The sequence below is a fragment of the Chryseobacterium sp. KCF3-3 genome (genome assembly GCF_045865955.1).
Taxonomy (GTDB): domain Bacteria; phylum Bacteroidota; class Bacteroidia; order Flavobacteriales; family Weeksellaceae; genus Chryseobacterium.
Genome location: NZ_AP035792.1, coordinates 2876336 through 2897041 on the forward strand (window position 1 = coordinate 2876336; position 20706 = coordinate 2897041).

At 35.3% G+C, this 20706-nt stretch carries 16 protein-coding genes and 1 pseudogene; 16 read left to right on the forward strand and 1 reads right to left on the reverse strand.

The features are described from left to right. Positions 1-161: 161 nt before the first annotated feature. The 15 genes and pseudogenes from ACKTTZ_RS12995 (at position 162) to map (ending at position 19195) form a co-directional block, all read left to right on the forward strand. Positions 162-1790 carry a T9SS type A sorting domain-containing protein gene (locus ACKTTZ_RS12995; RefSeq protein WP_407845763.1) on the forward strand — a complete coding sequence of 543 codons (1629 nt, stop codon included), beginning with the start codon at positions 162-164 and terminating at the stop codon, positions 1788-1790. A 4-nt stretch (positions 1791-1794) separates the two neighbouring features. Further along, a complete protein-coding gene (locus tag ACKTTZ_RS13000; protein ID WP_253318211.1) occupies positions 1795-4599 on the forward strand; it encodes a hypothetical protein in 2805 nt (934 codons plus the stop codon). A 3-nt stretch (positions 4600-4602) separates the two neighbouring features. After that, entirely contained in the window at positions 4603-8229 is a 3627-nt protein-coding gene (locus ACKTTZ_RS13005; RefSeq protein ID WP_407845764.1) for a DUF6443 domain-containing protein, read from the forward strand. Further along, positions 8229-8657, forward strand: coding sequence for a hypothetical protein (locus ACKTTZ_RS13010; protein WP_051934488.1), 429 nt, complete (start codon positions 8229-8231; stop codon positions 8655-8657). The genes ACKTTZ_RS13005 and ACKTTZ_RS13010 overlap by 1 nt, the downstream gene beginning before the upstream one ends. Positions 8658-9054: 397 nt before the next feature. Then, positions 9055-10137: an RHS repeat-associated core domain-containing protein gene (locus ACKTTZ_RS13015; protein WP_407849155.1), complete on the forward strand. Its 1083-nt coding sequence runs from the start codon at positions 9055-9057 to the stop codon at positions 10135-10137. Between the two features lie 42 nt (positions 10138-10179). Then, on the forward strand, positions 10180-10509 hold the full coding sequence (locus ACKTTZ_RS13020; RefSeq protein ID WP_034693750.1) for a hypothetical protein: 330 nt from the start codon (positions 10180-10182) through the stop codon (positions 10507-10509). Between the two features lie 145 nt (positions 10510-10654). Next, positions 10655-12592, forward strand: a complete 1938-nt coding sequence (locus tag ACKTTZ_RS13025) for an RHS repeat domain-containing protein (protein ID WP_407845765.1) — start codon at positions 10655-10657, stop codon at positions 12590-12592. Position 12593: 1 nt separating this feature from the next. Next, positions 12594-13286: a hypothetical protein gene (locus tag ACKTTZ_RS13030; RefSeq protein ID WP_407845766.1), complete on the forward strand. Its 693-nt coding sequence runs from the start codon at positions 12594-12596 to the stop codon at positions 13284-13286. 189 nt (positions 13287-13475) lie between these two features. After that, on the forward strand, positions 13476-13784 hold the full coding sequence (locus ACKTTZ_RS13035; protein ID WP_407845767.1) for a hypothetical protein: 309 nt from the start codon (positions 13476-13478) through the stop codon (positions 13782-13784). Then, entirely contained in the window at positions 13747-14271 is a 525-nt protein-coding gene (locus tag ACKTTZ_RS13040) for a hypothetical protein (RefSeq protein WP_407845768.1), read from the forward strand. Before ACKTTZ_RS13035 ends, ACKTTZ_RS13040 begins: the two co-directional genes overlap by 38 nt. A 133-nt stretch (positions 14272-14404) precedes the next feature. Beyond that, positions 14405-14576: pseudogene (locus tag ACKTTZ_RS13045) on the forward strand (RHS repeat-associated core domain-containing protein); the annotation flags it as partial. A gap of 369 nt (positions 14577-14945) precedes the next feature. Continuing rightward, on the forward strand, positions 14946-15695 hold the full coding sequence (locus ACKTTZ_RS13050; protein ID WP_407845769.1) for a hypothetical protein: 750 nt from the start codon (positions 14946-14948) through the stop codon (positions 15693-15695). Positions 15696-15703: 8 nt separating this feature from the next. Continuing rightward, positions 15704-16387, forward strand: coding sequence for a hypothetical protein (locus tag ACKTTZ_RS13055; protein ID WP_407845770.1), 684 nt, complete (start codon positions 15704-15706; stop codon positions 16385-16387). 110 nt (positions 16388-16497) lie between these two features. Then, on the forward strand, positions 16498-17700 hold the full coding sequence (locus ACKTTZ_RS13060; RefSeq protein WP_253318248.1) for an IS256 family transposase: 1203 nt from the start codon (positions 16498-16500) through the stop codon (positions 17698-17700). Positions 17701-18430: 730 nt separating this feature from the next. After that, the gene (gene map, locus ACKTTZ_RS13065) at positions 18431-19195 is read left to right on the forward strand and encodes a type I methionyl aminopeptidase (RefSeq protein ID WP_034697038.1); all 765 of its coding nucleotides are present in this window, start codon (positions 18431-18433) and stop codon (positions 19193-19195) included. Positions 19196-19445: 250 nt separating this feature from the next. Here the strand turns inward: map and ACKTTZ_RS13070 are convergent, their stop codons facing one another. Then, entirely contained in the window at positions 19446-20033 is a 588-nt protein-coding gene (locus ACKTTZ_RS13070; protein WP_253317385.1) for an FMN-dependent NADH-azoreductase, read from the reverse strand. A gap of 124 nt (positions 20034-20157) precedes the next feature. Here ACKTTZ_RS13070 and ACKTTZ_RS13075 point away from each other — a divergent pair, with 124 nt between their 5' ends. Beyond that, positions 20158-20703 (forward strand): Crp/Fnr family transcriptional regulator, encoded by a 546-nt coding sequence (locus tag ACKTTZ_RS13075; RefSeq protein WP_407845771.1) that lies wholly within the window; start codon positions 20158-20160, stop codon positions 20701-20703. Positions 20704-20706 lie beyond the last annotated feature (3 nt).

Below are 20706 nucleotides of genomic sequence, written 5' to 3' on the forward strand. Positions count from 1 at the left end.
ATCATAATGATACAAATTGTAATACAATATAAAGAAAATCTAACTATTAATAGCATGATTTATAGTAGGTTGGAGTATATCAATTTTTGTGTCTTAAAAAGTACTAAATTCGCTGCGTTTTTAATAAACTAATTACTAACTCAAAAAACGACAACACGGGAATGAGAAAACTTTATCTCGGTGCATTTACTTTATGCACAATCTTGGGCGTATCTGCTCAGGAAGTAGTGTGGCAAAAAGACATCCAATCCTCTACCCAGGATTTTCTAAGCCAGGTCACGACAACCATTGATCAACAATACCTTATCACAGGAAGTTCTATTCAAAGCAATAAGCAACAGGTTTCAGGCAGTAAGCAAAACAACGGTTACGATTTTCATCTGGTAAAACTCAATCAACAGGGTCAAGAAGTCTGGGAGAAATATTTCTCAGGACAAAATCATGATTATCTGTCGGCTACTGTTACCACTCAGGATGGAGGATTTCTGTTAGCAGGAACATCTTATTCCGGAAAAGGATTAGACAAAAAAGACGATTCCAAAGGAGGCTCAGATATCTGGCTGATCAGAATCAATGAATTCGGAGATGAATTGTGGCAGAAAACATTGGGAAATTCTTCCGATGAAGAAGCGAGAGCTGTTATTCAAACTACGGACTTAGGATTTTTTGTTGCCGGAAATGTACAGAATTCAGCAAAGGGCTATGGTTCTAAAGATGTCTGGATCACCAGACTCGATAAAAATGGAAAAGAACTCTCTCAATTAATTTTAGGAGGAAAAGGTTTAGATGAAGTGGAAAAGATGATTCCAACGAGAGATGGAGGAGCGTTACTGGGGATTTATTCGAGAAGTTCCGAGGTTCGTGTTTCGGGTTCTGCATCAAACGTTCAAAACCCGAATCCCGTATCCCGAAACTCGAAACAAACTGAAAACTTTGGTGAAGGTGATTACTGGATTGTCAAGTTGGATAAAAATGGAAAAGTAGAATGGGAAAAGAACTTTGGAGGTAAAGGAGATGATCATTTGAGAACACTGGCTTTAAGTTCAACTGGCTTTATCATTGGTGGAGAATCCAGGTCAGAAAGATCAGGAAACAAAACCGTAGGCATTGAAGAAGGAACAGACCTTTGGCTGATTGCTCTCAATGAAAGAGGAGATGAGCAGTGGCAGAAATCCTACAATTTCAAAAACAGAGACATCCTGATGGGCATGAGTGTGGTAAGTGGGAGGCTGGAAGATGGAAGCGAGAAGTCTAAAGGTATTCTGTTGGGAGGTTACACCCAGGCAGAAGGAAGAATTCAAACCGATGATGAAACTTTCTGGATGTTGTATTTGGATCAGAATGGCAATGAACAGTGGAGAAAACATGTGAAAGGAGAATCCAGACAAAAAGAAGAAAGACTTTCAGATTTAAAACTCAACAGAGACGGTTCCATTATTCTTGCCGGAACCAGCGCAGAAGAATTAGGTAAAGAGAATTGGAAGATTGTTAAGCTGGGAGATAAGCAAGTTGATCAGCTGATTGAAAAATACGATATCAAGATCTATCCAAATCCAGTATCTGACTATGCTTATGTGGAAATCGGCTTTGATCCTTCGACAGGCTCAGGACAGGGTTTTAAGGATGCTGATATTCTGTTGTATGACATGAGCGGAAGACAACTTCAAAGTATAAAAACCAAGAATAGAGTGACTAAGATCAATACTCAGGCTTTGGTTCAGGGAGCTTATCTGGTGACTATAAAAACTGATAACAATAAAACGGCCAATGCCAAATTAATCAAGAAATAACATCATGAGAAAAAAACATAAGATTATAGTATTCCTGCTTACATTTTGTTCAGGATTATTATTATCACAAGGCGCATCAGGCGAAAGTTTCACCTCGGCACCTTCTGCAGCATCAATGTCTAGTTTCATCAATGCTCCGATATCTTTATCTACCGGGGTTCCGGACATTAATATTCCTTTCTTTGCGTTAGCTACTCATAACTCTGGAATAGGGATCAATGTAGGAATATCTTATCACCCTGGCAATGCAGGTAAAACAAGCAAAGCTTCTGATGTAGGGTTAGGTTGGTCTTTATACGGGACAAGCTGTCTTATTTACAGATCAATAAACCCATATAATGGTATACCTACTGATATTTATTACTATTCCTTTATGGGATTCAATGGTAAGTTTTTATTAAAAGCAAATGCTTCCGGACAAAAAGAAATTACTTATATAACTCATACCAACCTGGATCTCACTTATAATCAAGCAGAAGATACTTTTAAAGTTGTTGATCCATCAGGAAATACGTATTTTTTTAATAATAAAGATCAGAATATTTTTAAAAAGAGTAATAATTCTATCTCGTATGTGTCAGCTTATTATCTTACTAAAATAAAGGATGTTTATCAGAATGAACCACTACTTTTCACCTACATTGAGGATAGTTATGTACCTAACGATCAGGTCCTCACTATGAAAAGTTTGAAAATCAGCAAAGTAACTTCACCAGATTTTGGCTCCATTGAATTCAGCTATAATTTTAATGAGGCTCTTCGAAAGAAATTAACAGACCCTTATCAGTTGCAAACCGTAGCCCTGAAAAACAAAGCCGGAAAAGTGATTCAGAAATATACCCTGCAAAGTGACGATAGCGGATTTACCTATACTGAACCCTTAATATCTTCATGTACAGCAGAGGCAGTACCTGATGGTTTCTATGACAGAAGAATGCTTCGTTCAGTTCAGAAATATGGAACATCTACCCAATTTGAAAAAACAAGTTTTGAATATAATGACAGTCCTTTTACCGGAGGCAACTGGACAGAGTTTAAATGTTATTGCCTCAATAATCCTGATAGTCCAAAGTTTTTAAATATAGGACTTCTCAGCACCATAAAATATCCAACAGGCGGGCAAACAAGGTACGAATTTGAACCTAATCAGTATGAATTCAAAAAGACCAATATATTTGATCCGTGGACTGTCTCTGGTGATTTATATATCCTACCTAATGAATTTTCAGATCAGGACGCCCAAGTTTTGGAAACTGTAGGTACTTTTAATTTTGACACCCATTTTACAAATACTTATACCTTCAATATTCCTTCAAACCCAGACGACTCCGAGGGAGGAAGTTATCTTATGTATTGTGTAGACGTCACCGCTTACTACACCGATTCACCGGTATGGGATCCAGGCTTGACTCCTTCTGTTGATATCGAACTCACCTCATCAGTAGTAGGTAATGATGGCAATAGAAAATTTATGCCGGGAACTAATACTTTCAAAGTCTTGGGAACAGGTGGCGGAGGTACAGTTACCATCAAAAGAATCAGATACAGGTCTATTCCGCTTCCCAACTATACTACAGGAAATGGAGTCAGAATAAAAAAAATAGAATTTCTTGAAAATGGAGTTCCGGTAGATTCTGAAACCCGTTATTACTCTTATCAACAGTTTGACGATAATGCCAAAACAAGTGGTTATTTGGCTTGGCTTAAGGACAGTCCTGTGGTTTATAAGAATGTAAAAGAAACCATTGGTCAGAATAAAGGATATGCCAAATATTATTTTGAAACGTTGAAAGATCACCCTGAGAATCAAACCCCAGAAGGAGCATTAGCAAGTCCGGTATCTCATTACAATATCCTTGTTAATGGTCTTTTAGATAAAAAAGAAGTTTTTGATGCCAACAATACGCTGGTAGCAAAAGAAGAAAATACCTATCAATTAACATCTATAGGAAATTCTTATTCACTTAGTGACATAATGACTTCAGGGGGTACCGTAAAGAATTCAATTGTTACGAAGCAGACTAATACTACGAATTCTTTTGTTGGGCAGGATGCTATTTCTTCAACAATAGAATCTACACGAGAAACCATAAATCTTAATATTACAAACAAAAAGACAATTACCCCTGAAGGAGATATTCTGGAAGAAAATTATAAATATCCAAAGCAGGCTGCTCTCCGCTTATTTGTGGCAGGAATCAAAGATAGGGTCATTACTACTGAATCCAAAAAAAATGGAGCTACCCTTTCTAAAACAGAAACCCGATACGATGATACCACTCATTTATATCCAACTTCTGTCATAGGATTTTTGCCTGATGACCTTTCCCAGTCATTTAAAAATGCGGTGAATGATATTTATGATGATAAAGGGAATCTAGTTCAGTACAGAGCATTTCCGGATGCTGTAGATTCCTCTACAGGAGGAATTCCCACTACCATCATCTGGGGATACAACAAAACCATGCCGATTGCTAAAATAGAAGGTGCAAAACTATCGGATATTCCGGCAGCACTTGTTACATCCATTGTCAATGCCTCTAATGAAGACGCAGATGCTGTTCCAGCCAATGAGGTAACAAAAGAAACAGCATTAATTAATGCTTTGAATACCTTCAGAAAAAATACTGCTCTTAAAAATTTCGTGATTACAGCTTATACCTATGACCCTCTGGTCGGAATGACCACTACAATTTCTCCCAATGGGATGATGGCAAAATATAAGTATGATTCTTTTGGCAGGCTTCAAAAAGTCATCAACAATGACGGAATTACGGTGAAAGAATACCAGTACAACAACAAAAACTAAACGATGAAAAACAATATAAACATAATCCATACAGGAAAACTGAAGATAAAAAAATATTTTTCAGCGCTGGCTTTGGCTCTTTCTCTGTCTGTTTTTGCACAGACAACGACAGAAAATTATGTCTACAGCAAAGTTTCTCTCTCTGAAGATGGTAGCAAAAAATCAGAAACCATCCAATATTTTGATGGTCTGGGGAGACCCAAGCAAACCATCCAGGTAAAATCTACTCCTTTGGGGCAGGATCTTGTAATGCCGGTTACCTATGATCAGCTGGGAAGGCAGACCAGAAGTATTTTGCCGGTTCCAATGCCCACTTCCAACCTTGGAATCCAGAATGTTTCTGAGGCCACGGCCAATAATTATTACGGAGTACCCAACGCCTATTCCGAACAGAAACTGGAAGCTTCTCCTCTGGCAAGAGTCCTGGAAACCGCAAGTCCCGGAAATGAATGGGCAATGAACTCCGGACATACCCGAAAGGCAGCCTATGAAATCAACAAAAACTCAGATAAGGTAAAGAAGTTCTCGTTTACCAATTCATGGGTCAGCACGATTGCAACTTCTTCTGTTCCTACCGTTTCTTTTTACAATGAAAAAGTATTGGTAAAAACCTCAGGAACGGATGAAGATGGCAACAAAACCATTGAATTTACCAATGGATTGGGACAAACTATTCTGGTAAGAAAAGTCGTTAGTGCTGCTGAAAATGCAGATACCTATTATCTTTACAACGATTATGGACATCTTGTCTACGTTATTTCTCCGAAAGCAGACGCTCAGATTACCTCGAATAACAATATCATCACCCAGCAGATTCTGAATGATCTCTGCTATCAGTATAAATATGATAACAGGAGCAGACTGGCAGAAAAGAAAGTTCCCGGAAAAGGATGGGAATACATGGTGTATAATAAAGCTGATCGGCTTATTCTAACTCAGGATACGGTCCTTAAAGAAAAAGGACAATGGCTTTTTACCAAATATGACCAATTGGGAAGGGTTGTGTACACAGGAATCACCAATAATGCTTCCAGCAGGGCATCAATGCAAAACAGTGCCAATGCCAATGCTAATTTATATGAAACCAGAACTGCTACAGCGGGACTGACCATAAACGGCATGCCTGTATATTATACTAACGTTTCGACTGCTACCGGTGTTACCCAGGTCTTAAGTATTAATTATTATGACACCTATCCGCAATACAGTTTTAATCCTGCATTTCCATCAGCAATTTTCGGAAAACCAGTTTTAAAAGATGATCTTTCCGGAAATGTAAATACGAAAGCAATGCCTGTCATGAGCCTGGTAAAAAATATAGAGGATGACAACTGGACTAAGAATTATAATTATTACGATACAAAAGGAAGACCCGTCGGAGGATATTCAATCAATCATTTAGGAGGCTATACCAAAACAGAATCTGAACTCGATTTTGCGGGAGCACCACTTCAGGTAAGAACTTATCATAAAAGACTTAATACCGATACGGAGAGAGTTATTACTGAAGTTTTCACCTATGATAACCAAAACAGGCTGCTTACCCATACCCATCAGGTAGACAGCAATACTCCGGAGATCTTAACTCAGAATAAGTATAATGAGCTTTCTCAGCTGGAATCTAAAAAAGTAGGGGGAACTTCTGCTGCTTACCCTTTGCAAACTGTCGATTACACCTACAATATCAGAGGATGGCTTACTAAGATCAATGATCCTCAAAATCTGAACGGAAAACTTTTTGGTTATGAATTGAAATATCAAAATCCTGATAATACTTCCTATACAAAATTCAATGGTAATGTTTCTGAGATAGACTGGAAAACTTCTGTTGATGGTGTACTGAAAAGATATATTTATAATTATGATGTCTTAAACAGACTTACCGCAGGATATTATCAGGAACCCACAACTTCGGTTCCTGTTAATCATTTCTATAATGAAGAAATAGCTTATGACCTTAACGGAAATATTACCCGGCTTCAGAGAAATATGAAAGGAAGCACTAATTCAGCGGAGTATATAGACAACATTCAGTATGTCTACCAAGGAAACAGACTTATTTCAGCATCTGATGCAACCCAAAATTTTAACGGATATCCTACAGGGGGTAAACCGATAGATTATGATGACAACGGAAATATGATTAATCATAAGGATAAAGATATCAGTGGGATACAATATAATCATCTGAACCTTCCTTATTCTATAAAAATTTCAGAAGGGAAGCAAGGTATTATAACAAAAGATATTCAATATATTTATAGAGCAGATGGAGTAAAAGTGGCTAAAAAATATACTCCATTCCTGGGTAATATTGAAACCAACTATTTAGATGGATTTCAGTATGATAACAGAGAGACAGGAGAAACCAGCCAACCATTACCACCGTCATTAAAATTTGTTGCGACCTCAGCAGGTTATTATAATTTTGAAAATAATAAGTACATTTACAATTATACCGATCATTTAGGAAATGTACGTGTAAGTTATTTCAAAAATGGAAATAGCGCAGAAGTTCTTGAAGAAAGCAATTACTATCCATTTGGTTTAAAACATGGAATATCCAACCCTGCTGTAGGAAACCCAAGCTATAACTACAAATATAATGGTAAGGAATTACAGGAGACCGGAATGTATGATTACGGAGCAAGAATGTATATGCCGGATCTGGGAAGATGGGGAGTTATTGATCCACTAACTGAAGCGTCCAGAAGGTTTACCCCATATCATTATGGAAACAACAACCCGATAAGGTTTATAGATCCAGATGGAAGGCTTACCGTAGATAACCTGCAGGGAGGATATAGTACAGGAAGTGCTGTAGCAGATTTCATGTACAGAACCGGCTTAAGCTCAGATGAAAGAAATATGCCCCTATTCTATCGTAATGAAGGTGGAGCAATGATAAGAACTGAAGCCTTGGGTAAAGATGGTGAAGGTGGTGGCGGTGGGCCTAAGCCCGGTATTTTTAAGAGTATAGGTAATTTCTTTAGCGGGCTTTTTGGAAGCAAGAAAAAAAACTCCAATAGAGTAATTGTAGGTACACCTGAAAGATTACCAGATGGTCATACTAGACTATTTGGGTTAATTAAAAATGCTAATGTAAATGCCAATGGAGAAAGCCCATTAGAGCAGTATAGGGTATGGAGAGATGATCCATCGTATCATGCAGGAGAAAGTTGGACTGATAAATTCGCCAGAAATATAAACAGTTCTCATATGGAGATACTACAAGATGAAGGAAGCGGTGGTGGATTGATGTTTGGTGGTTATGGAAGGACTGTAACTGCTGCAGAAGAGGTTTCTATGACATCAAAGATTGCTGCCGAAGCAGAAGCTCAAGGTTTTAAAAGTCTCAATTCTGGAATAGATCCGGCTATAACAGGAAATTATTTAGAACAAATGATGAATGGTACATTTAATAAGCCTGTAGGAGTAGCAGGATTTAGATGGGAAGGCAAATTTTATTTAAATGATGGTAATCATAGAATGAATTCTGCTATCCAATATAAAATACTAACTGGTGACTATAAATATATGGATATACTTATGAACAATGCAAAATGGGATAACGCAAATCCAGTTAATTATGGAAAAGTATATAAATTCCCTGTAAAACCAACAAGATAATGAACAGAGTATCTATAATTAATTCAAAGGAGTTACAAACCTTAAAGGATATGAATGATTATGTTTTCGTTAATTTTGCCTATGATAATGCTCTAAAAATAGGTTATTTTTACGATGAAATTAGGAAGAATGAGAGAATTAAGTTAATTAATTTATTTAATCAATTAACAGGTATTGAAATTAGAGTAGATGATACCTTAGGTAAATTACACATAATTTTACTAAAATTATTAATCGATGGAAAAAAAGATAATATCGTTATTAGTAATGTTGGTTTCCATATGATATCATTTGAGTTTTTGATTGATAATTTGAAAAAGATCTTTCAACATTTAAATGAATTAGTAAATAAAAATGTAGTTATAGTTGACTGTAATCTTAATAACCCTGAGGATATTAAATATTTAGAGCAATATTTCAAAACTTAACCCCCGCTGCCGCACGAATCCTTTCGTGTGGTGAAATAAGTTTATAAATAGGTTCTGGTAATTATATTCTTCCATCCAATATAATTATTTAAATCTGCCTAAACAGATTACACAAAACTCTAAAGCTATTAACTATTATTACAGGGCAGATGGAGTTAAAATTAAGAAATCAGGACCAACAGAATCAAACACAGATTATCTTGATGGGTTTCAATATACGGAAGGAAGCATAAAATTTGTTCAGACTTCAGAAGGGTATTTCAATTTTGAAAATAATAAGTACATTTACAATTATACCGATCATTTAGGAAATGTACGTGTAAGTTATTTCAAAAATGGAAATAGCGCAGAAGTTCTTGAAGAAAGCAATTACTATCCATTTGGTTTAAAACATGGAATATCCAACCCTGCTGTAGGAAACCCAAGCTATAACTACAAATATAATGGTAAGGAATTACAGGAGACCGGAATGTATGATTACGGAGCAAGAATGTATATGCCGGATCTGGGAAGATGGGGAGTTATTGATCCACTAACTGAAGCGTCCAGAAGGTTTACCCCTTACCATTATGGAAATAACAACCCAATAAGGTTTATCGATCCGGATGGAAGGCTTACCGTAGATAACCTTCAAGGGGGATATAGTACAGGAAGTGCTGTAGCAGATTTCATGTACAGAACCGGTTTAAGCTCAGATGAAAGAAATATGCCGCTATTCTATCGTAATGAAGGGGGAGCAATGATAAGAACTGAAGCCTTAGGAAATGACGGACAAGGTGGTGGTAGAGGACCTGCTCAAGGTCCTAAACCTGGTATTTTTAAGAGTATAGGTAATTTCATTGGAAGGCTATTCGGTAAAAGTAAACATGCTGTTGTAGGTGTTCTCACTGTCGGAGCTGCTACATTTGAAGGTCTCGCTCCTCCGTTAGAATTTGGACCAGATATAGCAAGATTGGCGGGTTATGCAAGATTAGGCTTATGGAGTTTACCTTTAATGCTTAATGGAGATAGTGGTTTTTCTGCTAATTCAAAGCCGATTACCGGAGTAACTGATATTCCTGTTACAACAACGGCTGATGAATCAAGTCCAGAGCAAATGATTACTTTATATAGAGGCGTTTCATCAAAAATATTTCATAATGATAATAGCCAATATATAAATGCACATTTTGGAATTGCAATTCCGAAAGGATATTTACAGGTTAATTCACTTTATGGTCCCCACCAAGATATGAAAGCACACGCAGACAGTGATAATTATAGTATTTGGACAAGTTGGACTACTAGTAAGGAAACTGCTAGAGATTTTGCTACAGGAATAGCTTTTGGACCAGCAGTTCCTGGAATTATAATGTCAAAAAGTTTTAAGGTTGGTGTAGCAAATCCTAACCCCTACACTTTAGGTGAAAACGAGTGGCTTGTTCCTGGTGTAGTTTATGGTGCAAAAGTAGAATATGTCCTTCCTAGACCTGGGCAATAAGTAGATTTAATTTAATTATTTACTATAAAATACTATCAAAAAATGAAAGAATTAATTTATTCTAAAATAAAAGAATATGATCCTCAATTAGATGACTTTGAAATCTCATATTCAAATCATCCTCTATTGTTGGATGATGTAATTATGTCCTATAAAGGAAGAAATAAATTAGCTAAAAGCGAACGTATAAGAGAATTAACATATGAGGTCTTAAATAATCTTCTTTTAATTAAAAACGAATCTGTTGAATATGTAAAATTTGTTGTTGTAAGATATGATGTTACGAGTAGGCTATTTGTTTTTGCAGAAGATTATTCGAAGGTTTTTTTTGATTTTACATTTCCAACTGAAAATAATTCAGAATATAATTAAAGAATGTAAACCGGACTGGGAATGTTCCAAATATGCTGGTAATAAATTGGAGCTGGTTTTAATGCTATAATTTTAAACAAGAATAAATCCAGCTGCGCAAAGTCTCCTGACTTTGAGCCAATAATAAAAGCAATTCCTTTACAATATGCTCCAAAGTCGGGAGACTTCGGAGAGCAGGGGATGGCTTACTAAGATCAATGATCCTCAAAATCTGAATGGAAGACTTTTTGGATATGAATTAAAGTACCAAAACCCTGATAATGCTCCTTCTACAAAATTCAACGGTAACGTTTCTGAGATAGACTGGAAAACTTCTGTTGATGGTGTACTGAAAAGATATATTTATAATTATGATGTCTTAAACAGACTTACCGCAGGATATTATCAGGAACCCACAACTTCGGTTCCTGTTAATCATTTCTATAATGAAGAAATAGCTTATGACCTTAACGGAAATATTACCCGGCTTCAGAGAAATATGAAAGGAAGCACTAATTCAGCGGAGTATATAGACAACATTCAGTATGTCTACCAAGGAAACAGACTTATTTCAGCATCTGATGCAACCCAAAATTTTAACGGATATCCTACAGGGGGTAAACCGATAGATTATGATGACAACGGAAATATGATTAATCATAAGGATAAAGATATCAGTGGGATACAATATAATCATCTGAACCTTCCTTATTCTATAAAAATTTCAGAAGGGAAGCAAGGTATTATAACAAAAGATATTCAATATATTTATAGAGCAGATGGAGTAAAAGTGGCTAAAAAATATACTCCATTCCTGGGTAATATTGAAACCAACTATTTAGATGGATTTCAGTATGATAACAGAGAGACAGGAGAAACCAGCCAACCATTACCACCGTCATTAAAATTTGTTGCGACCTCAGCAGGTTATTATAATTTTGAAAATAATAAGTACATTTACAATTATACCGATCATTTAGGAAATGTACGTGTAAGTTATTTCAAAAATGGAAATAGCGCAGAAGTTCTTGAAGAAAGCAATTACTATCCATTTGGTTTAAAACATGGAATATCCAACCCTGCTGTAGGAAACCCAAGCTATAACTACAAATATAATGGTAAGGAATTACAGGAGACCGGAATGTATGATTACGGAGCAAGAATGTATATGCCGGATCTGGGAAGATGGGGAGTTATTGATCCACTAACTGAAGCGTCCAGAAGGTTTACCCCATATCATTATGGAAACAACAACCCGATAAGGTTTATAGATCCAGATGGAAGGCTTACCGTAGATAACCTTCAAGGGGGATATAGTACGGGAAGTGCTGTCATGGATTTCTTTGACAGAACTGGTTTGACAGATAAAAGAAATATGCCTTTGCTTTTCCGTGATGAAAGTGGAATGATGGTAGAAACCAAAGCCTTGGGAAATGACGGCCAAGGTGGAGGTGGTGCTATAAGTATTGGTGAGATCTTGGAAAGTGTTGGTCTGGAACTAAATGGGGATATATCATCTTATATGGAAGCTAATGTAATATTGAATTTAAGAGAACAAATAGGTGAAGATTTTCCAAATCCGGAGAAAATGAAAGCTAAATATGATGATTGGAAAAAATTAGTATCTTCTAATAAATCATCATCACTTTCAGAACTATATAAGATTACAAAAACAGAATTTAGAGAAGACTCTAATATAAATAGTCCTGGTGTCACACGTGGAAATACTGTTTTTATTAATATGAAACATAATCCAAATGTTTTATATTATGCATTTACGCTTGGACACGAAATGTATGGGCATGTTTTTGCAAATATGTTTTTTAAAAGTAAGTTTAGTGAAATAACAAGAGTTCCCGAATCAAGCCCTAGATCTTTTAATTTTTTTCAAGAAGTAATGGGATTACAATGGGAAATGTCTGTAGGGGCTACTAGATACACAAAGTATAATAATCAAGACCCATTTAAATCAGCTGCTTTTTATTATGGTCCAGCAGGGCAAGGGCATGAACAGTCAGTTATAGATCTTGTTGGAAAAAATATCAATCGTTTAATGTATGAGTGGAAAATTATTTATAATTTCCAAAAAAATCAATCAAAGTAATATGAAAACAAAATTTATAACCATTGTGTCTTTTTTCTTTTTTACCACATTATTTGGTCAGCTAAGATTAGATTTTAAACTAATAAATTCTGTAGCAAACATAACTATTTATAATGATTCGGAAGAAAGTTATATTTTCCCTTTAGACAGGTCTCACTTTCGACCTTACGAATCAATATGTGATGCATTTGATGAATACGAAAAAGAGTTTCCAAGCTTTGGACTTATGGTTAATATTATAAACTCTGAAGGAAATAAGGAAAATTATATTTTGGGTTATAATAAAGATTCTGAACGTGATGCTATTCTTTATAATCTTAATAAAAGAAGAGAAAAATTAAAAAAAGAGGTAATGATATGGAGTAAAAATAATAATATAAAAAATTATAATCTCGCATACATTAACTATGAAATAATGAAAAATTTGATTTATTTAAAACCTAAAGAAAAAGTAACATTTAATGTTAATCTTGATTTAAACAACGTAACAAATCAAGAATTAATTTTTTATAACTATATTCTTGAAGAATCACATAGTTATCAGCTATATTTAAATTTATGTGAATTTAAAGAAATTAGTAAATATCTAACAGCTTCTCAAAAGGTAAAATTACAGAAATATAAATTCTTAAATAATTATATAGACAGTAATATTATTAATATCAAAATTAAAAATAATTCTCCAGTTAATTAATGTTGTGGTAATATAGTCTCATATCCATATTAAGATAAAAATCAATGTTTACGGAATGATTACTGTTATAGCCCCCCGTTACGCAAATTCTCCTGACTTTGAGCCAATAATAAAAGCAATTCCTTTACAATATGCTCCAAAGTCGGGAGACTTCGGAGAGCAGGAGGTGAATATAATCCAGATGCTTTAATGCAGGCAAATAAGGAATCTAAAACAGTCTCTTTGATGGTTGGCAATGGAAAAGCTCATCCATATTATAATGATAAAAACAATATGATTTCTGCATTAAGTCATGAGGGCGGAAAAATAAGTCACTTAACAGTAAATCCTGATGATATTAATATATCTAAACTAGATTTAGCAAAAGAACATATTAAAATTTATGAATATCAAATGGCTTCTCCTCTTTTTAAGAAGACGACACCTGAATTTCAACAATTAATGAAAAAAAATTATAACGATGATAAATGGTATTATAACACGTACAGGGCAAAGTAAATTTAAAATTTATGTATTTCTATTGATTATCTTATTTATATCATGTAAGAAACCTATGTTAAAGAATGATAATGTTGTTTGTTCTTTCCAAAATTTAGTATGTGATTATACAAAAGATAGTATAAAGATAAAAAATGTAGAAACTTTTTTACTTTTTGGGAATCCAACAAATGATACCCTTAAAATTTCTCTTAAAGATTTTCAAACAAACTATCGACATATTTATGAAAAAGATACATTTAAGATAAATTTTGAAGCATTAACTCCAATTTCTATTCCACCACATGATTCCCTAGGGTTACCTTGTGTGTCAATAATTGACAGGGATTTTGATAAAAAAAATGAAATCTTTAAAAAAGGTTTTTCAGTTATTAATGTTAGATCCCAAAAAGGAGTTTCTCATGCGCCGGGCTATAGATTAAAACAGGTATATGAGTTTCAATTATATCAAAAATGGGGAAAAAGAAATGATAATATGAGTTTATGAAATAGTAAATCTTTGGATTTAATGCTACCATCATCAACCAATCTCTGAAAGTAGCAAAAGAGATGAAGGAATATGAATTATTTTATAATAATTTCACTTTCGTTACCGGAGTATTTTATTATTTGATTATAATAATTGTAAAGAGCTTCAGGAAAGTGGGGTGTATGATTATGGAGCAAGGATGTATATGCCTGATCTGGGAAGATGGGGAGTGGTGGATCCGTTGGCGGAACAATATAGAAGACATTCACCTTACAATTACGCTGTGAACAATCCTATTAGATTTATTGATCCGGATGGAATGGATGTTGTAGAAACTGCCTCAGGAACTACTTACACGGGAGCTGATGCTCAATCAGCCTTTCTATCCTTAAGAGATCAAATGAATAACGATGGTGGCCCCGGCCCTAAAATTATTTCCCCCGCTGCGCAAAGTCTGCAGACTTTGAGCTTATTAAATAAACTTACCTTCTGGTTTCCAAGGTAGAATAAATAACAACTCTTGTATATTTGCAGGGGTTGTTCATATAGTTTATTATTATAAACTGTCCCCGTTACGCTAAGTCTCCTGACTTTGAGCCAATAATAAAAGCAATTCCTTTACAATATGCTCCAAAGTCGGGAGACTTCGGAGAGCAGGGACTGGGATGTATGATTATAATGCGAGAATGTATATGGCGGATATTGGTAGATGGGGTGTAATTGATCCAAGAAGCCAATACACTCATGAAGCTTATAGTTATGTTTGGAATAACCCAATTAGGTTTAATGATCCTACAGGTATGACAGGAGAATTAGCAACATGTCCCACTTGCCCAAACAAATCTGAATTTAAGCCATTCATTAATGATCCAAAGAATGAATATTTTTATGACAGTCAAACGAACACCGTTTCAAAAGTAACCCAAATTGAAGAGGTTGTGGTTACTGGATCGAAGCCACTAAAGACAAATATAGCTGGACTTTCATTTACGAATCAAGCTTTTGCGCCAGCAATACCTATCGCAGCATATTTACTTGAAGCAGCATATTATGCATTAGTTAGTTATGCGGCTTGGGATATTGCAGATAGAACTACAGATGCCATTAAAAATAGAGATATATATGGAGAAATCAATGAAGAAACAGCTCCTAAAACATTTGAAATATTCCCAGATTTAGAACAGGAAACAGATATTAATGGTGTTCCCGTAGATGATAGTGGTATTATGAAACCTTTTGATGCGTCAATTCCACAAGAAAAATGGATGGATAATTTTGCTAAAACAAAAAAAGGAAAAGCTTCTGCAAGACAACAAGAAGTTCAGCATAAACAAACTGGAAACGGTAAATTAACGGGTGCCAAAAAAACAAAACATCAAAAAAGAAGACCTGGTGATTTAGGAGAGAAAAAGAGACAAAATCCAAATTGGAAACAACGATAAAATTTAAAATGAAAAACAAGTATATTGGTGTTACATTAATGTTCTATAAAGAAGAAAGCAACAAATATGTAGCAGTTCAATCTTCATATGTGCTTAAATTAAGTAACTATAAAGATTTTAAGAAAGATGTTAATGCTTTAGTAGATAAAATTATTAATAAAGAATATTTAAATTACATTTTCTTGGGAATAACAGACCTTTATATTTCTGAAAAAGATGGAAAAGGGAAGTATCTGGGAAGAACTTCTTATTATAATTATAAAGAAATTAAACAAGCTAAAGCAATTACATTAAGTAAGAATAAGATTAATGAAATTATATGTAATAATCAGAAAGCTAAAAAATATAATATTGGGCTTGTTTATTTTAATAATGACTCTGATGGAGAAAAGTTTAATTCTACATTAATAATCTATTCTCAAATAAAAAATGTTAAAAATTATGATGATTTATTGTTCTTTAACACTTTAAAATTTAAAAAAAAGATAGTAAAATTTTCTATAGAAGAACTAAAAATAGATGATTTGAAGCTTGTTGGATTTACAGATTTTTATCCAGTACAGAAAAAAGGGCTATTCAGTCTGGTTAGTACTTTTAGTAAAATAAGTGAGCTCAAAAAAAATGTCATAGAAGTTAAACAACTAAGAAAAAAATTTAATGATGTTCTTAGTGATTTTTCTTATTTATGGTAGTATCTCACTAACTGTGTAAGTTAAAAAGTTATTCTGGAAAATTTTGAGCCCTTATAGCTCAAAAAATTTTACGGAAATAACTTTTTATTATTTTTAACCATTACATAGTTATGATCGACAAAGAAGAATTATTAAACAACAAGGATTTTTACAAGTCCTTTAAAAATGGAGAAGACTTAACTTCTTTCTTCAAAGAAATGCACAAGCGAGCTATAGAGCATATGCTTGATGCAGAATTGGACTCTCATTTGGATAATGATAAACATCAGAAATCTGCCACTGGAAATTACCGTAACGGTCACGGGACTAAAAAGATAAAATCCTCATTTGGCGAATCTGAAATTAAAGTTCCCAGAGATAGAGGAGGTAGTTTTGAACCAGCATTGGTTCCAAAGAGACATAATATTATCGATGGTTTGGAGAATATTATCATATCATTTTATGCTAAGGGAATGAGTGTAAGTGATATTGAAGAACAAATTAAAGAAATGTATGATTTTGATGTTTCTACCTCTACCATCTCACGAATCACCAATGCGGTTGCCAGTGAAGTTGTTAGCTGGCAGAACCGCCCGCTTGAAGATTTGTATCTCATTGTCTGGATGGATGGGATTGTTTTCAAGGTAAGGGAAAATTCCAAAGTCATTAATAAAACCGTTTATCTGGCTGTTGGATTAAACCGTGACGGGAGAAAGGAGGTCTTGGGAATGTGGCTTGGAAAAAATGAAAGTTCAGCCTTCTGGATGAGTGTTCTCACGGATTTAAAAGCCCGTGGTGTGGAGGATATTCTCATCACTGCTACCGATAACTTAAACGGATTTACCCAAACAATCCGTTCCGTCTTTCCTGAATCTCAAACCCAAATTTGCGTTGTCCATCAAATAAGAAATGCCTGCAAATATGTGGTCTGGAGGGACAGAAAAGAATTTTCTGCCGATATGAAGCATATTTACACCGCTCCAACAAAACAAGCGGCTCAAGCAGCTCTCAATGATTTTGCAGATAAATGGGAAAGCAAATATTCTTATGCTATACAATCCTGGCGAAACAATTGGGATGAACTCACTGTATTTTTTGAATTTCCTCTCGAGATACGAAAAATCATTTACACCACAAATTTAATTGAAAATCTCAACGGCAAAATCAGAAAATACACCAAAAATAAAATGTCTTTTCCTACTGATGATGCTGTAATGAAATCAGTTTATTTGGCATTAAAAGAAGCTACTAAAAAATGGACAATGCCTATACAGAATTGGGGTATTGTCCTCAACCAATTTATGCTTATTTTTGAGAAAAGGCTCAGATTATAAAATCTAAGCCCTGACTTTTTAACTTACACACTTTACGGGATAGTGTCTTATTTATGATACTTATCTAATATTCTCCGCTGGCGCGAGCTTCTTACTTGTGTCCACAAATAAAACAAAACCACTGCGCAAGTAGTGGTTTTATCCATTTACATGGATCTTTTATTGTAACAAGTTTCCACAATTGTACAAAGTCCCCGCTGCGCAAAGTCTGCAGACTTTGAGCTTATTAAATAAACTTACCTTCTGGTTTCCAAGGTAGAATAAATAACAACTCTTGTATATTTGCAGGGGTTGTTCATATAGTTTATTATTATAAACTGTCTCCCGCAGCTTCGGAAGTGCTTTCAATCACTCCACTAAGTATTCGCAGCCGCTCATTAATTTGCTATAACCATTTTATAAACTGTCTCCAGATATTTAAGAAATGCCTTCAGACGCTATTGTAAGTATCTCCGGACACTTTATCAAATAGGTATAACTACTTTACAACCGTCTCAACCGTTTTCATAGTCCCTATAGCCTTTTATTCAAGTAGCTGCAGACTGTTATGGAACACCCTTTAGCCCCTTATGTAACCAGGTATATCCCTTACCCAAGGGGCGAGAGGGGGTTGGCGAAGGGGGTAATCACTATTTTTTCAATAGTATAGATGTAAGTAATGGAAACAGGACATACGGTAATATTTAAATTTCCTAACTTTGTAGTTTTCAATAACAATCAAAATAAAAATATGTCAATCACCAACGAAGATCAGATGCTCGGAATGCAAAAAGTAAGTGAAGCTGTTGCCTATACGCTGAAGAAGATGATGGATTACGCTGAGCCCGGTATGACCACCAAAGATCTGGACGAATATGGAGCCCAAATACTGGAAGGTTTCGGAGCAAAATCAGCGCCTTACCTTACATATGGATTTCCAGGGTGGACGTGTATCAGCGTGGACAATGAATTCTGTCACGGGATTCCGACAGATCAGAGGATTTTGAAAGAAGGCGATCTGATCAATATTGATGTTTCTGCGGAGTTGGATGGATATTGGGCGGATAACGGAGGTTCCTTCGTGATTGGAGAAGATATTCACGGACATCAAAAATTGGTGGAGGCCTCCAAAGATATTTTAAGAAAAGCTATCGACAATATCAAGGGCGGGGTAAAAATAGCTGACATAGGACATTTAATGGAAACAGAAGCCAAGAAAAGAGGCCTTAAAGTTATTAAGAATCTTGCAGGTCATGGAGTAGGGAGAAGCTTACACGAACAGCCTGACGAATTGCTGAACTACAGAAACCGCTATGATTCCAGACGTTTCAAAAAAAACTCTGTGGTTGCTATTGAAACATTTATTTCCACCGATTCCAATATCGCTGTAGAATTAAAAGACGGCTGGACCATGGTAGGCAATAAAGGCGGCTATATGGCCCAACATGAACATACTATCGTAATCACGGATGGAAAACCTATCATTTTAACCGAAATGAATGAAATCCTGAATTAAACTAAGATCGCTTATTTAATAGTAAGTAAATCGCAAAGGCGCCAGAATTTCATCATAATTCCTTGCTGAAAATCTCACATTGAGCACAGTCGAAATGTTCTTGCGCCTTTGCGTTAAAAACAAAATAACAAGTAGTATTTTACCTCACAAAACTTCATCCAATCAACTTGTTGATTCCCTCTTTGCTCTCTTCTATTCAATATTCGCAATTCAAAAACTTTGCGTTAAAAACAAACCGTATTATCCACCATCAAAACTCTTTCAGAATACTTTCGTAATCCGCTGTAAAACCAGTCTCCATCGTTCCTTCAATGCGATACGTTTCCACATCGGTAATTCCGGTATAACTCCTTAAAACATCTTTGAGGTAAGCAGAAACATAATCTGGAGTACCTTCTGTACTTCTTCCGCCAGAAGCAACCGCGAGATATACTTTTTTATCTTTAAACTGTCCTATACGATTCCAGTGTTCATCAAAAATATAGGTGACACCTGCCCGGATCAGCTGGTCCAGCCATGCTTTCAAAGGAGTAGAAATTCCCAGATTAAACATGGGGGTTCCCATAACAATAATATCTGCTTCGCGGAGTTCATTCACAATCCTGTTGGCATACGAAAGAAGTTGTCGGCTTTGTTCATCATAGGATTCCGGATGTTTGTAAAATTCATGAATAGAAACTTCATTCGCTAGCGGTGGCATATCCTTCACCAGATCCCGTACCGTAATCTGACGGATATTATTTTGTTGTGAAATTTTTTCAACAATAGCTGAACTGAGTCCTTTGCTATAAGACAGATCTCCTCTTGCGCTGGAGATAATGTGCAGAATATTCTTCATAATATACTATTTTACCCTCATGACGATCAGAACTTCTGTAAGGGGACAAAAAAATGAATAGTAGGGGATTGAATGATAAAGAGTACCTTTAAACTATCTTTATCCTTTGTAAATCCCATCAGCTATGATCAGCCAGAAACATTCCAGGGCAATTGAAATCCTTACTCAGGTATTTGATGCTAATATCTATCGGAAAAAAGAAATAATAATGGATGTGGAGCAGGTTCACCGTGATTTATTTTATATCAGAAAAGGAGTGGCCCGCATTTTCTATTACGATGATAAAGCGATGGACCATACCCATTGGCTTAGTTCAGATGGCTATTTTATTGGTCTTTTCTCGGGTATATTGTCTGGGAAACCAATACCGTTTGGGATTGAAGCGATAGAAGACAACAGTGAAATCTTTCGTTTACCTTATCATAAATTGTTGGAATTAAAATCAAAAAATCCGGAAATACAGCAGTTGATGGAAGATCTCTTTGCTGAAAGTTTAATCACAATGGGCGAAAGGCTGATCGATCACCGGATAAAATCTACAGATCAGCGTTATCAGGATTTTGTGGCTTCACACGCTGGTTTGCTTCAGAGAATCAATCTTGGATATATTGCCGGATATCTGGGAATGACCAAGCAGCAACTGAGCAAAATAAGAGCTCAACGATCATGATTC